This window comes from Nocardia gamkensis NBRC 108242 (assembly GCF_001612985.1).
GTDB lineage: Bacteria > Actinomycetota > Actinomycetes > Mycobacteriales > Mycobacteriaceae > Nocardia > Nocardia gamkensis.
The window spans coordinates 299146-312681 of record NZ_BDBM01000004.1 but is presented as its reverse complement, the minus strand read 5'-3'; the positions used below and the strand labels follow the sequence as shown (position 1 = coordinate 312681).

Genomic DNA, 13536 nt, shown 5'->3' with positions numbered 1-13536 from the left:
TGTTGCCCCAGCGCCTGCCGGGGCAACACCCGTGGTCAGGCGGTCGGCTTCGCCGACAGCCACTCCTCGATGAATTTGCGCTCGCTGTTGAGCACCCGATGGTGCAACTGCTCGGCGAGCGGCTCGATCGCGCCGCCGACCACGGGCACCTTCACCTGCACGGTGCCCGCGACCTCGATCTCGGAACCTTCCGCGGTGGAGCGGATCTCGTAGGAGCCGGACATCGCGGTGTTGATGCCGCCGGTGGTGGCCTCGAAGGTGCCTTTGGCGACCTCGCCGACCAGCGGCTGCCAGTCGTCGGTGCGAGAGAACGTGAGTTCGCTCTTGAGTACCTTGCGGACCAGCGCGGGTACCTTGTCTTCGGCGGCCTTTTCGGTCATATGGATGCGAATGGTGCCCGCGCCGCCGGGATGCGACACCTCCAGCGTGGCGGTGGGCGCGTCGGCGAAGCGGGCCCGCCAGACGTCATCGGTGGTGAGTGCCCGGTGGAGATCTTCGACCGGGACTGCGTACGGCACGGTGAAGCTGAATTTTCGGGACATGGCCGCCACCGTAGCCGAGCCGGTCGGTAGCCTGTGGCGGTGTCGGAAACCAGCCAGTCCAACGGGCGGCCGATCCGCCTGCGGCGGGCCAGGATCGGGGTGCTGATCGCCGCGACGGCGGTGAGCGTGCTCGTCGGGCTGCTGGTGCTCGCCGCGTGGCGCAACGACTATCTGATCAGCTCCGACAAGGGCAGCACCACGGCCGAGGTGCTCTCGGCGGGGCGGCTGCGCTCGGCGGTCATGTACGTCACACCGGACGGTGAGACGCACAATCCGAAGGTCGGCGTCCTGTATCCGACAAACCTGACCGCAGGTGAGCGGATCCGCGTGGAATACAGCCGCAGCGATCCCGACCTGGTGCGCGTGGAAGGCCGGGACGTGCGCGTCGCCGTTCCGCCCGCGTTGTCGGTCATCGTGGTGGTGTGGCTGCTCGCGCTGCCCGCGCTGTGGTTGCTGTCCCGCGTGAACAGGCGCGGCCCGACGCCGGTGGGTTGATCCGCGCGTCCCGACAGTTCGCCGGATCTTTCCGTGCCCTTCACTTCGGTGTGGCGGGGCGGCGCGGTGCACCGGTCAGGCTGGGAATGTGCGTGTAGCGATCGTCGCGGAGTCGTTTCTGCCGAATATGAACGGCGTCGTCAACTCCGTGCTGCGGGTGCTGGAGCACTTGGACCGGCACGGACACGATGCCCTGATCATCGCGCCCGACACACCGCGCGGGCAGCCTGCCGCGCCGCGGGAGTATCACCGTTTCCGGGTCCACCGAGTCCCCGCGGTCATGGTGCCGAGGATCAGCTCGCTGCCGGTGGGGCTGCCGCAGCCGGGCATCGTCTCGGCCATCGACGACTTCGACGCCGACGTGGTCCACCTGGCCTCCCCGTTCCTGCTCGGCGCGGGCGGACTGGGGGCGGCGCTGCGGCTGGACCTGCCGACCGTCGCGGTGTATCAGACCGACGTCGCGGGCTTCGCCAAGAGTTACGGGCTCGGGCTGACGAGCCGCGCCGCCTGGGCTTGGACCCGGCGCATCCACGAAGGGGCCACCCGCACGCTCGCGCCGTCCCGAGCGGCGGCGGAGGACTTGGCCCGGCACGGCGTCCCGCGCGTGCACCGGTGGGGGCGCGGCGTCGACATCGCGCGGTTCACGCCCGACGCCCGCTCCGCCGAGCTGCGCGACGCCTGGCTCGCCGGCTGCGACCGCCTGCTGGTGGGCTTCGTGGGGCGGCTCGCGCCGGAGAAGCACGTCGAGCGGCTCGCGGTGCTCGGCACCGACCCGGATGTCCAGCTGGTGATCGTCGGCGACGGGCCGGAACGCAGGCGGCTCGCCCGGCTGATGCCGACCGCGGTGTTCACCGGCGAACTCGGCGGCGACGAGCTGGCGCGGGCGTACGCCAGTCTCGACGTCATGGTGCACGCGGGCGAGCACGAGACGTTCTGCCAGGGCGTGCAGGAGGCGCTGGCGTCGGGCGTCCCGGTGATCGGCCCCGACGCGGGCGGTCCACGCGACCTGATCGCCCACTGCCGGAACGGCTATCTGCTTCCGGTGGATCGTTTCGGCGAGTTGCTGCCCAGTGCCGTCGGGGCGTTGCACGATCCGCGGCTGCGGACCCGGTTCGCCGGGGCGGCCAGGAAGTCGGTGCTGTCGCGGACCTGGCCCGCCGTCTGTACCCAGCTGATGGGCCACTACGCCGAGGTGTCGGGCGCCCGGATCTCCTTGCCCCATACGGCCTGAACCGCGCTCCGGCGTGACGGAAGTATCCTCGCGCCACGCTCGGTTCGTAACAGACCGCGAGTTAGGGTCTTCGCGTGGCGAAAACGCAATCGAACCGGGCCTCCTTGGACAAGCAGCCGCATGAAGTCGCGGCGATGTTCGACGGCGTCGCCCGGCGATACGACCTGACCAACACCGTGATCTCCGCGGGGCAGGATCGCTACTGGCGCTGGGCGACCCGCAAGGCGCTGGCGCCGCGGCCGGGTGAGCGGCTGCTCGACCTCGCCGCGGGCACGGGTGTATCGACGCTGGAGCTGCAGAAGTCCGGCGCATGGTGCCTCGCAGCCGACTTCTCCAAGGGCATGCTCAGCGCGGGCCGGTTCCGCGACGTGCCGATGGTGGCGGCCGACGCGATGGCGCTGCCGTTCGCCGACGACTCCTTCGACGCGGTGACCATCTCGTTCGGGCTGCGCAACGTGGCCGACACCGACCTCGCCCTGCGCGAGATGCTGCGGGTCACCAAGCCCGGCGGCAGGCTGGTGGTGTGCGAATTCTCCGCGCCGGTGCTCCCGGTGTTCCGCACGGTGTACCTGGAGTATCTGATGAAAGCGCTGCCGAAGGTGGCGCGCGTGGTGAGCAGCAACCCCGACGCCTACGTCTACCTCGCCGAATCCATCACGGAGTGGCCCAATCAGCGCAGGTTGGCGATGCGGATCGCGGCGAACGGGTGGTCGTCGGTGAAGTGGCGCAATCTCACCGGGGGCGTCGTCGCCCTGCACCGGGCCTACAAACTCGGCTGAACCGGAGACCCCGGTCACACCTCACCGCCGGATTAGAGCACTGTGAGGTGGAATGTCACCTGGCGATAACGCGGGGTAAATCCCGCGCAATCGGCGGTCCGCATGATCGAAGGCATGTCCGACCCAGTGACCGGCCACAGCGACGGCACCGCCCGAACGGCGTGCTCGTACTGCGGCGTGGGCTGCGGGATCACCGTGACGACCGCCGCGGACGACGCGGGGAAACCGGTGATCGCCAAGGTCAGCGGCGACAAGTTGCACCCGTCCAACGCGGGCAGGCTGTGCACTAAAGGCGCGACGCACGCGGAGCTGATGCGTGCCACCGGACGGATGGAGACCGCCTACCGGCGCTCGGAGCGCGGCCAGGTCCCGGTGCCCTTCCCCGTGGACGAGGCGGTGCACGAGGCGGCCACCCGATTGCGGGCGATCCTGGACGAGCACGGCCCCGACGCGATCGCGCTCTACGTTTCCGGGCAGATGTCGCTGGAGGCGCAGTACCTCGCCACCAAGCTCGCCAAGGGTTACCTGCGCACGGTGCACATCGAGGCGAACTCGCGGCTGTGCATGGCCAGCGCCGGGACCGGGTACAAGCAGTCGCTCGGCGCGGACGGGCCGCCCGGTTCCTACGACGATTTCGAGCACGCCGACCTGTTCTTCGTGATCGGCGCGAACATGGCCGACTGCCATCCCATCCTGTTCCTGCGGATGGCCGATCGGCTCAAGGCGGGTGCGCGGCTCATCGTGGTCGACCCGCGCCGCACCGAGACCGCCGCGCGCGCCGATCTCTTCCTGCAGATCGCCCCCGGCACGGATCTCGCCCTGTTGAACGGGCTGCTGCACCTGCTGGTCGAGGGCGGCCACATCGACGAGGAGTTCATCGCCGAGCACACCGAGGGCTGGGAGGCGATGCCGGAGTTCCTGGCCGACTATCCGCCGCGGCGGGTGGCGGAGATCACCGGGCTGACCGAGGCCGACATCCGCACCGCCGCCCAGTGGATCGGCGAAGCAGGCGAATGGATGTCGCTGTGGACGATGGGACTCAACCAGTCCACGCACGGCACCTGGAACACCAACGCGCTGTGCAACCTACACCTGGCCACAGGCGCCATCTGCCGTCCCGGCAGCGGGCCGTTCTCGCTCACCGGGCAGCCGAACGCGATGGGCGGCCGGGAGATGGGGTACATGGGCCCCGGCCTGCCCGGCCAGCGCAGCGTGCTCTCCGCCGAGGACCGCGCGTTCGTGGAGACGGTGTGGGACCTCGAGCCCGGCACGCTGCGCACCGAAGCCGGGCCCGGCACGGTGGAGATGTTCCGCAACCTGTCCGAAGGCACGATCAAAGCCGCCTGGATCATCTGCACCAATCCCGTCGCCACCGTGTCGAACCGCAAGACCGTGATCGCGGGCCTGGAAGCCGCCGAACTGGTGATCGCTCAGGACGCCTACACCGAGACCGCGACCAACGCCTACGCCGACCTGCTGCTTCCCGCAACGCTGTGGGCGGAAGCCGAGGGGGTGATGGTGAACTCCGAGCGCAACCTCACCCTGATGCGGCAGTCGGTCCCGCCCACCGGCGACGCGCGGCCGGACTGGCGGATCATCGCCGACATCGCCACCGCCATGGGGTTCCCCGGTTTCGGCTTCGCCTCCGGTGCCGAGATCTTCGAGGAGATCAAGCGCTTCGCGAATCCCGCGACCGGCTACGACCTGCGCGGCGTCAGCTACGAGGCGCTGCGTGACGGGCCGATGCAGTGGCCGTGCGCCGAGCCGGAGGGCAGGCGCAATCCGATCCGGTACCGCAACGACGGTGTCAGCCAGACGTTGTTCGTCGACGCCAACGGCCACCGGCCCCGGCTGGCCTTCGCCACGCCGAGCCGCCGCGCGGTGTTCTGGCCGCGCCCGCACCTGCCGCCCGCGGAGATGCCGGACGACGATTACCCGTTCCTGCTCAACACCGGACGCCTGCAGCACCAGTGGCACACCATGACCAAGACCGGCAGGATCGGTAAGCTGACCAAGCTGACCGGCGCGCCGTTCGTCGAGGTGCACCCGGCCGACGCCGAACGCCTCGGTCTGCGCGAGGGCGACCAGCTCGAGATCGCCTCGCGCCGGGGTCGAGCGGTGCTTCCGGTCCAGGTCAGCGACCGTGTGCGGCCGGGCGACTGCTTCGCGCCGTTCCACTGGAACGACGAGCAGGGCGAATACCTGACCATAAACGCCGTCACCAACGACGCGGTCGATCCGGCGTCGCTGCAACCGGAGTTCAAGGCTTGCGCGGTGGCGCTGCGCAGGGTGTCCGTCGTGCCGCGGCCCGAGACGCCCGCCGCGCTGCCCGCCGCGGAGTCGGCGCATCCGCTGGCGGCCGTGCTCGGTCTCCACAGCGGCACCGCCCCCACGCTCAGCGAAACCGAGCGGATCTACCTCAGCGGATACCTGGCCGCGCTGCAAGCGCTTCCGGTGACCGGTCAGCCGGTGCTCCCGGACTCGGCGCCGATGACCCCGCACAGCAGGCTGTGGGTCGACGGGTTGCTGGCGGGGATGTATTCCCGCGGTGCGGCGGGCCCGGCACCCGCGGTGGACGAGGGTGCGGCCGCCCGCGCGATCACCGTGCTGTGGGCCTCGCAGACCGGCACTGCGGAGGAATTCGCGGCCACCGTCTCGGCACACCTCGCCGGGCACGGCTTCACGCCACGACTACTGGACCTGGACTCCTGCGACCTCAGCACGCTTCAGGGCGACGTGCTGGTGGTCAGCAGCACGTTCGGCGACGGAGGGCCGCCGGACAACGGAGCCGATTTCTGGGATCGCCTGGCCGACACGGTCGTGCGGCTGACCGGTGTGCGCTACGCGGTCTTCGCCCTCGGCGACTCCTCCTATGACGACTTCTGCGGTTACGGTCGCAAACTCGACGAGAGATTCGCCGAACTCGGTGCGACCCGATTGCTTACGCGCGTCGACAGCGAACCCGACTACGAAGACGCGGCTCAGCGCTGGCTCGACGATGTGCTCGCCGCGTTCGGCGCCGAGGAGCCCGGGTCCCCCGCCGATCCACCGGTGCGCGGAGCAGGCGGCACGGGCCGCGCCACGCCCCGGAGCGGCGGGGTCGCGACGCTGGAAAAGCCGAGTGCCGCACCGGCGCTCGGGCGCACCCGCACCGTTTCCGCGCCGTTCACCCGCACCGCGCCGCTGCGTGCCCCGCTGCTGCGCAACGAGTTGCTGTCGACCGGAGGATCGACGAAAGAGGTGCGCCGCTTCGGGTTCGATCTGCGCGGCCTGGACGCCACCTACGAGGTGGGCGACTCCTTGGGCGTCTGGCCGGTGAACAGCGCCGTGCTGGTCACCGAATGGCTGGACGCCACCGGGCTGGACGGTCGCCGCGTGGTCGAGGTCGACGAGCGCGAACTCACGCTGGCGGAGGCGCTGCGCACGCACTACGACATCACCAAGGTCGGTCAGGATCTGCTCGGCTTCCTCGCCGAGCACAACCACAGCGGCAAACTCGCCAAACTGCTGCGCCGCGACAACCGTAACGAACTGGCGAGTTACCTGTGGGACCGGCAGGCCGTGGACGTGCTGCGCGACTTCCCGATTCGAGCCGATCTGGTGGAGTGGCTCGGCACGCTGAAGAAGCTACAGCCGCGCCAGTATTCGATCTCGTCGAGTCCGCTGGTCAGCCCGGACGAGGTGGAGCTGACCGTCGGCATCGTGCGCTACGGCGATCCGGCCGCCACCGGTTCGGCGGCGCGGCGCGGCGGAGTGTGCTCGACCTTCCTCGCCGATCGGGCGGCCGCCGATTACACCGGCGCGGCGGTGCCGATCTTCCTGCAACGCGCACCGCACTTCCGTCCTCCGGCCGACCCGGCCGCACCGATGATCATGGTGGGCCCCGGCACCGGCATCGCGCCCTTCCGCGGGTTCCTGCACGAGCGCAGGGCACTCGGCTGCACCGGGCGCAACTGGCTGTTCTTCGGCGATCAGCATGCGGCGCAGAACTTCTACTACCGCGCCGAACTGGAGGACATGTTCCGTTCCGGCTTCCTGACCCGCCTCGACCTGGCCTTCTCCCGGGACCAGCGGGAGCGGATCTACGTGCAGCACCGCATGATCGAACACGGCGCCGAGCTGTGGTCCTGGCTGCGCGACGGCGCCCACTTCTACGTCTGCGGCGACGCGAGCCGCATGGCCAAAGACGTCGACGAGGCCCTCCTGCGCATCGCGCGCATCCACGGCAAGCTCGACGAGGACGGCGCACTGGCCTTCAAGAAGCAGCTCGTCGCCGAAAAGCGCTACGTCCGCGACGTCTACTGACGAGAACTCGGGGCAGGGACAGAGCGGATCAGCACGGCCTCGGCGCTCACACCGCGGGTGGGTTCAGGCGGGTGAAGTCGGGGAGGCGGTAGTACGGGTAGTAAGGGTAGGGCGGGGTGGTGGCGCTTGCTTTGTCCAGGCGGGCGATCTGGTCGGCGTCGAGTTCCCAGCCGATCGCGCCGAGGTTCTGGCGTAGCTGCTCCTCGTTGCGGGCGCCGACGATGACGGTGGCGACGGTGGGGCGGCGCAGCAGCCAGTTGAGGGCGATCTGCGGCACCGTCTTGCCGGTTTCGGCGGCCAGCTCGTCGAGGACGTCGACCACGTCGTAGAGCTTCTCCTCGTCCACCGGCGGACCGGCCTCGGCGGTCCGGTGCAGGCGGCTGCCCTCCGGAAGCGGTTGTCCGCGACGGATCTTGCCGGTGAGCCTGCCCCAGCCGAGGGGACTCCAGACCACCGCGCCGACACCTTGGTCGCGGCCGAGCGGCATGAGTTCCCACTCGTAGTCCCGCCCGACCAGCGAGTAGTAGACCTGGTGCGCGACGTACCTGGTCAGTCCGTTGCGATCCGCCGCGGCAAGGGATTTCATCAGCTGCCAGCCCGCGAAGTTCGACGCGCCGGCGTAGCGGATCTTGCCCGCGCGCACCAGATCGTCCAGGGCCGCGACGACTTCCTCCACCGGCGTGCCCGCGTCGAAGGCATGCAGCTGGAACAGATCGATGTAGTCCGTGCCCAGCCTGCGCAGCGACGCCTCCACCGCACCGATCAGCCTGGCCCGGCCGGAACCGGCGTCCGCCGGGCCGGGGCCGGTCGGCAGCGTCGCCTTGGTGGACAGCAGCACCCGATCACGCCTGCCCTGGACGGCGGCGCCCAGCACCTCCTCCGAGGCGCCGTCGGAGTAGACGTCGGCGGTGTCGAACATGTTCACGCCCGCGTCCAAGCTGATGTCGACCAGCCGCCGCGCCTGTTCGGCATCGGTGTCGCCCCACGCGCCGAACAGTTCGCCCCGGCCGCCGAAAGTGCCCGCGCCGAAGCTCAAGGCCGGGACGTGGAGACCTGATGCGCCGAGCCGCCGGTACTCCATCTGCGTGTCGACCATCCGAATGTTCACTGGACAGCCCTCCTAAAGGGTCTATAGTTCCGTTAACACTTCGGACGGTACACCCGTTCGCCGATAAATGAAACTGGAGTGCCGTTATGGAGCCGGAAGAGGCCACACCCGGATCGGTTCGCCCCGGTGGGCGGACCGCGCGGGTTCGCGTCGCCGTCCTGCGAGCGGCGGGCGACCTGCTGGCCGAACACGGGTTCGCCCACCTCGACCTCGCCGAGGTCGCGGCGCGCGCCGAGGTCGGCAAGACCACCGTCTACCGCCGCTGGCGCACGCCCACCGGCCTGATCGCCGACCTGCTGACCGACATGGCCGAGCAGTCGCTGCCGCACGCCGACACCGGCTCGCTGCTCGGAGATCTCACCGCCAACGCCCGCCTGGTCGCGAAGACGCTGTCCGACCCCCGCCAAGGCGAACTCTTCCGCGCCGTGATCGCTGCCGCCACCTGCGACGAGTCCGCCGCGACCGCGCTGCGCCGCTTCTACGACGTGCGGCTCACCGAGTGGTCGGCGTGCGTAGCGGCCGCCGTCGCGCGCGGCGAAGCGCCGGAGCGCACGGACGCACGCGCGGTGCTGTCCGCGGTGTCGGCCCCGCTCTACTACCGGCTGCTCGCCAGCGGCGACCCGATCGACGACGCCGCCGCGGATACCGCCGCCCAAGCCGCGGTCGATGCCGTGATCGCGGGCACTTTCGTAACCCCCGATCCGCCGTTCGGCTAGCCGAGCACCGCCCCCCTGGCGTCCGCGGTCCAGTCGGCGCGGCGACCGGTGTAAGCGAGCATTCGCGTCAAGGCCGGCGCATCGGGCGCGACCGGCACCACCGGTCCGAACAGACCGGGCACCCCTTCGGCCGGGGTCTCGCGAAGCATGTCCAGCAGGATTGCCAAGTGCCCGTTGTCGCAGGCGAAGGGCTGCCCCGTGGCCTTCGCGAGATCCCAGCCGTGCACCACCACCTCGTCCAGGGCGATCCTGGCCATCACCGGGGCCGGTTCGCTCACTCCGCCCGCCTCGGTCACGCCGTCCCAGGCCGCGGGCTCCCGCCACGCTGCCACCAGGGCATCGAGCTGGGCCGGAACGCGGTCGCGCCAATCCTCGGACAAGGCGCGATCCACCGGCGGAGCCGGCGCGACCGAGCCACCGACGGCCTCCTTGGTGGCCGCTTGACGAAACGCCTCGGTCAGATCGAGCACGTGCGCGAGCAGATCACGCACCGTGGTGTCGGCGCACGGCGTCGGCGCGGCGAGCTGGTCGTCGGTGATGCGGCCGACCACGGACGACAGAGCGACAGCGGCGGGTTCGAAATCGAATTCCGGATTCATCGAATCTCCTGAGCCGGGGACAGGTTCATCCATGCAGACGTCCCAGCCGGGCCGAACTCATCGGCCCGGAGGAACGCGAAGTCGAACACCGCGGGAAATAGCGCTGCGGTCAGCTCTGCGATGCGATGCGATCGGTCTGTGCGCGATGCACATCCAGGGCCGTGTGCAGGAAGTCGAGAATCAGTGAGAGCTGGTCGGGGTCGTAGCGACCGAGCGCCCGCGCACCCGCCCTGCCGACCGGCTCGAAGATCCGCTCCGCCACGTCGTGCGCGGCGGCAGTGGCGGTTACCAGCACACGGCGCCGATTGGCCGGATCCTGACCGCGTGTGACGAATCCCGCCCGCTCCAGTCGATCGATCACCGCGGTGGTGGCCGCGGGGCTGAGTCGCACCGCCGCACTCAATTCCCCCGCGGGCAGCGGGCCACGGCCGAGCACCACATCGAGGCAGCGAAGATCGGTGCGGTTCATGCCCAGGTGCGCGGCGACCGCCTCGTCGAAGACGTCGAAGCTCTGCTGGAGCAGTCGCAACTGCGCGCCGATGGCACCGATAAGAGTTTCTTTCGACATTCGAAACTTTCTGCTATCGTATCTTTCGTTCATCGAAATAATAGCACGCACAAGGACGCTGCCATGCACGACACCGACATCGACGACGCCGAGATCCGCACGCTGTTCCGCGACCTCATGCAGGCCTGGACCGACAACGACGCCGAGGCCTACGCCGGCCATTTCACCGCCGACTCCGACTACGTGTCCTATGACGGCACCCGCGCGATCGGCCGAGCCGAGCACCAGCGCAATCACGACAAGCTCTTCCGAGGCGTGCTGGCAGGCTCCGCACTGGTCGGCGACCTGGAGTCGATTCGCTTCGTCACCCCGGACGTGGCGATCCTGCACGGCACGGCGTCGGTATTGATGCCGTGGCGATCGCGGCTGCCGGAGCGCAGGCGATCGCGCCAGACGCTGGTGCTGGTACGTACCTCCGAGGGCTGGCGGATAACCGCGATCCACAACGGCCGGATCCGCCCGGTGACGGTTCCCGAACCGGATTCCCTTCCGGCCGGAATGTCGCGCCTCATGAGCCGCGCGGCACGCAGGCTCGGAGTCGGACCGCGCCGGCCCGCTCGGTAACCGCGCTGCACCGGGACGTCTCGACCGGCGCGCGAGGGGCCGCCGTTACGCACTCGTAGCGGCGAAATGCGCTGGAAAAGCGGATAATTGGTAGATGAAGGGTGATCGGGTGGAGATCGTCGTCGACGTCGGCGACGGCTCTCGCAGTTACGAGATCGCGGCTACCCGGGCGGGGCGGCGGGTCGAGGTCAGGATCGCGCGTGGCGTGGTCGAAGTCAGCGAAGTGACGCGATCGGGGACGGCGGTGCGGACCGCGCGGTTCATGGCCGGGCGCACGCTCGCACTGGTCGAGCACCCCGCCGATGCCACGGCGGCGCGGGTCGACGAAGAGCGACAACGCTGAGGCGAAAATGCTTGCCGTCCGTCCCGACCACGGGCATCCTCGATGCAGTCGGAGTCGATCGTCCGCCTCGATTGCGGCATCCCGCGACGGGTATGCCCATCGAGACGCCTACGCGGAGAGGAGCGCACGATGTCAGATCCCCTTGCCGACGCGGTCCCGGAGGCGGATCTCGCCGAGCAGTCCGTCCCGGCGTATCCGGAGGAGCCGGTGGTCGCCGACGACCTGCCGGAGCAGGACGACGCCGTCGGACGGGCGATTCCCGAGCGCGACGTCTTGGAGGCGAATCCGGCGGACGTGCTCGAGCAGTCCATCGTGGTTCCGATGGACGACGACCCCGAGGACGAATTCGGCTTCTGACCCTACGGCTCAGGGCTGGATCTTCGCCCGCACCGTCGCGTGCAGTTCCCGCAGGCTGGACCGCTCGGTGGCCACCTCGAGCACCCGCATGCCATGAGCGTGCGCGGTCAGTTCGACGGCCAGCTGTTGCGGGTCCACCTGCCGGTGCGGGATGCGATAGGCGGCACACAAGGCGGCCAGATCCATGCCGTGCGGGGTGCCGAAGACCCGTTCGAACACCCCCGCGTACTGCGGGTCGCCCTGCTCGAGCAGCTCGAAGATGCCGCCGCCGTCGTCGTTGGCCACCACGATGGTCAAGTCGGCCGGTCGCGGTTCACCGGGGCCGATCAGCAGACCGGACGCGTCGTGCAGGAAGGTCAGGTCGCCGATCAGCGCGATGGTGCGCCCCTCGTGGTGCAGGGCGGCGCCCACCGCGGTGGAGACCGTGCCGTCGATCCCGGCCACGCCGCGATTCGACAGCACCTTGATCCCGGGGCGCGGATGCGACACCAGTGCGGCGTCCCGCACCGGGTTCGAGGCGCCGAGCAGCAGTTGGTCGCCGTCCCGCAGCGCGTCCATCACGACCGCGGCGACGTGCAGCCCGGTGGGTTTCGGATGCCGCGCGAGTTCGGCGCGCACCACCTGGTCGGCCTTCGCGTTCAGTTCACGACAGTGCTCCAGCCATCGCGCGCTGGGGGCGCCGCTGATGACCGCGCGCGTGCCGGTACCGACCACGTTGCCGGACACGTCGGGCCAGCGCGGACCCGTGGTGAGCGCGTAGACCCGGACATCCGGATCGGCGAGCACCTTCGAGACCTGCCGGTGCAGGGTCGGGCGGCCGGTGATGATCGCCTGCTTCGGCCGCAGCAGCGACAGCACCAGCGGATGCAGCGCGGGCCCGTGCATGGGGGCGGTGGGCTCGGCGACGGTCGGCAGATCCGCCAGCTCCGGGCGCAACCCGGCGCCGTGTCCGGAGATCACCACCGTGTCGGGTGTGAGGTCGAGATCGAGCGGCACGTCCAGGGTGGCGTACTGGGTCTCGGTCCAGGCGCAATCGCCCGCGCGACCCGTGGGAGCCGACTCACCCGGCGCCAGGTCGGGGACCAGCGGCTCGCGCAACGGGACGTCGAAGTGCACCGGGCCCGCGTTGCCGGAGCGAGTGCCGCGCGCCGCCGCAAGCACCCGGCACACCGCCGAACGCCACTGGCTGTTCTGCTGGCCGTAGGGCGAGTGGTCGGCGTCCCCGGCCTCCTCCTCCGCCAGACCGAGCGAGATGGTGGCGCGGACCTGGCTGCCGAACAAGCCGAGCTGTTCGACGGTCTGGTTGGCTCCGGAGCCGAGCAGTTCGTAGGGCCGATTGGCGCTGAGCACCACCAGCGGGACGCGGGCGTAGTTCGCCTCCAGCACGGCGGGCCCGAGGTTGGCCACCGCGGTACCCGAGGTCATCACGACCGGGACCGGATGCCCGCTCGCGACCGCGAGCCCGACGGCGAGAAAGCCCGCCGTTCGCTCGTCGATCCGCATGTGCAGCCGCAGCCGCCCCGCCGCGTCGGCACCCTGGAGGGCGAAGGCCAGCGGAGCGTTCCGGGAGCCGGGGCACAGGACGACATCCCGCACGCCCCCGCGCACGAGTTCGTCGACGACGACCTGCGCTTGTGCTGTTGACGGGTTCACGTCTCCAGACTGGCAGACAGTCAACTAGAAGTCGCCGCCGGGAGGCTCGCAATCACACTGTGTCCTCGGACACTGCCTCCGGGACGCAGCGGTGGTCGGTCCCGAGGATGGCCGACGAGCCCGCGCGGCTCGGCTGACATCCGAGCATGCCGCAGGGAGGTCGCTATCGATAGGTGCTCAGTCGCATTCCAAGGGAGGGACCCGCAACACTGCGGCCTCGCAGGCGCACACCGCCCAGCTCACGTCCAAACCCGACTAGGTCCGCAACCAACAGGG

13 protein-coding genes are annotated in these 13536 nt (G+C 70.0%); 8 read left to right on the top strand and 5 right to left on the bottom strand.

Translation table 11 applies throughout. The features are described 5' to 3' along the window. Positions 1-35: 35 nt before the first annotated feature. Positions 36-542, bottom strand: coding sequence for a DUF2505 domain-containing protein (locus NG1_RS04680; protein WP_062968279.1), 507 nt, complete (start codon positions 540-542; stop codon positions 36-38). A gap of 39 nt (positions 543-581) precedes the next feature. Between NG1_RS04680 and NG1_RS04675 the strand changes: the two genes are divergently transcribed. The 4 genes from NG1_RS04675 to NG1_RS04660 all read left to right on the top strand — a co-directional run bounded on the left by NG1_RS04675 (position 582) and on the right by NG1_RS04660 (position 7352). Continuing rightward, positions 582-1037 carry a DUF3592 domain-containing protein gene (locus NG1_RS04675; RefSeq protein ID WP_083864084.1) on the top strand — a complete coding sequence of 152 codons (456 nt, stop codon included), beginning with the start codon at positions 582-584 and terminating at the stop codon, positions 1035-1037. Between the two features lie 88 nt (positions 1038-1125). Beyond that, a complete protein-coding gene (locus NG1_RS04670) occupies positions 1126-2268 on the top strand; it encodes a glycosyltransferase family 4 protein (RefSeq protein WP_062968276.1) in 1143 nt (380 codons plus the stop codon). Positions 2269-2342: 74 nt separating this feature from the next. Further along, positions 2343-3047 (top strand): demethylmenaquinone methyltransferase, encoded by a 705-nt coding sequence (locus tag NG1_RS04665; protein WP_062968273.1) that lies wholly within the window; start codon positions 2343-2345, stop codon positions 3045-3047. A gap of 114 nt (positions 3048-3161) precedes the next feature. Beyond that, positions 3162-7352 carry a bifunctional nitrate reductase/sulfite reductase flavoprotein subunit alpha gene (locus NG1_RS04660; RefSeq protein ID WP_062968401.1) on the top strand — a complete coding sequence of 1397 codons (4191 nt, stop codon included), beginning with the start codon at positions 3162-3164 and terminating at the stop codon, positions 7350-7352. 46 nt (positions 7353-7398) lie between these two features. On the opposite strand, the gene NG1_RS04655 is transcribed toward NG1_RS04660, so the two are convergent. Beyond that, the gene (locus NG1_RS04655) at positions 7399-8433 is read right to left on the bottom strand and encodes an aldo/keto reductase (RefSeq protein WP_062968399.1); all 1035 of its coding nucleotides are present in this window, start codon (positions 8431-8433) and stop codon (positions 7399-7401) included. 113 nt (positions 8434-8546) lie between these two features. Here NG1_RS04655 and NG1_RS04650 point away from each other — a divergent pair, with 113 nt between their 5' ends. Continuing rightward, positions 8547-9176 (top strand): TetR/AcrR family transcriptional regulator, encoded by a 630-nt coding sequence (locus NG1_RS04650; RefSeq protein ID WP_062968271.1) that lies wholly within the window; start codon positions 8547-8549, stop codon positions 9174-9176. Here the strand turns inward: NG1_RS04650 and NG1_RS04645 are convergent. Both NG1_RS04645 and NG1_RS04640 read right to left on the bottom strand, forming a co-directional pair. Beyond that, positions 9173-9775, bottom strand: coding sequence for a TIGR03086 family metal-binding protein (locus NG1_RS04645; protein WP_062968269.1), 603 nt, complete (start codon positions 9773-9775; stop codon positions 9173-9175). The genes NG1_RS04650 and NG1_RS04645 overlap by 4 nt on opposite strands. A gap of 109 nt (positions 9776-9884) precedes the next feature. Further along, the gene (locus tag NG1_RS04640) at positions 9885-10343 is read right to left on the bottom strand and encodes a MarR family winged helix-turn-helix transcriptional regulator (protein WP_062968267.1); all 459 of its coding nucleotides are present in this window, start codon (positions 10341-10343) and stop codon (positions 9885-9887) included. Between the two features lie 63 nt (positions 10344-10406). Between NG1_RS04640 and NG1_RS04635 the strand changes: the two genes are divergently transcribed. The 3 genes from NG1_RS04635 to NG1_RS04625 all read left to right on the top strand — a co-directional run bounded on the left by NG1_RS04635 (position 10407) and on the right by NG1_RS04625 (position 11607). Next, entirely contained in the window at positions 10407-10907 is a 501-nt protein-coding gene (locus NG1_RS04635) for an SgcJ/EcaC family oxidoreductase (protein ID WP_062968265.1), read from the top strand. Between the two features lie 94 nt (positions 10908-11001). Next, the gene (locus NG1_RS04630; RefSeq protein ID WP_062968263.1) at positions 11002-11250 is read left to right on the top strand and encodes a DUF8836 family protein; all 249 of its coding nucleotides are present in this window, start codon (positions 11002-11004) and stop codon (positions 11248-11250) included. A gap of 129 nt (positions 11251-11379) precedes the next feature. Next, positions 11380-11607 carry an Rv3202a family protein gene (locus tag NG1_RS04625; RefSeq protein WP_062968262.1) on the top strand — a complete coding sequence of 76 codons (228 nt, stop codon included), beginning with the start codon at positions 11380-11382 and terminating at the stop codon, positions 11605-11607. Positions 11608-11616: 9 nt separating this feature from the next. Here the strand turns inward: NG1_RS04625 and menD are convergent, their stop codons facing one another. Beyond that, on the bottom strand, positions 11617-13260 hold the full coding sequence (gene menD / locus NG1_RS04620) for a 2-succinyl-5-enolpyruvyl-6-hydroxy-3-cyclohexene-1-carboxylic-acid synthase (RefSeq protein WP_062968260.1): 1644 nt from the start codon (positions 13258-13260) through the stop codon (positions 11617-11619). Positions 13261-13536: the final 276 nt, after the last annotated feature.

Bases quoted from the DNA above. Each gene is read 5' to 3' on its own strand.
- NG1_RS04645 (WP_062968269.1), bottom strand. From the start codon at position 9,775: ATGAATCCGGAATTCGATTTCGAACCCGCCGCTGTCGCTCTGTCGTCC.
- NG1_RS04635 (WP_062968265.1), top strand. From the start codon at position 10,407: ATGCACGACACCGACATCGACGACGCCGAGATCCGCACGCTGTTCCGC.
- NG1_RS04680 (WP_062968279.1), bottom strand. From the start codon at position 542: ATGTCCCGAAAATTCAGCTTCACCGTGCCGTACGCAGTCCCGGTCGAA.
- NG1_RS04660 (WP_062968401.1), top strand. From the start codon at position 3,162: ATGTCCGACCCAGTGACCGGCCACAGCGACGGCACCGCCCGAACGGCG.
- NG1_RS04655 (WP_062968399.1), bottom strand. From the start codon at position 8,433: ATGGAGTACCGGCGGCTCGGCGCATCAGGTCTCCACGTCCCGGCCTTG.
- NG1_RS04640 (WP_062968267.1), bottom strand. From the start codon at position 10,343: ATGTCGAAAGAAACTCTTATCGGTGCCATCGGCGCGCAGTTGCGACTG.
- NG1_RS04650 (WP_062968271.1), top strand. From the start codon at position 8,547: ATGGAGCCGGAAGAGGCCACACCCGGATCGGTTCGCCCCGGTGGGCGG.
- NG1_RS04630 (WP_062968263.1), top strand. From the start codon at position 11,002: ATGAAGGGTGATCGGGTGGAGATCGTCGTCGACGTCGGCGACGGCTCT.
- NG1_RS04625 (WP_062968262.1), top strand. From the start codon at position 11,380: ATGTCAGATCCCCTTGCCGACGCGGTCCCGGAGGCGGATCTCGCCGAG.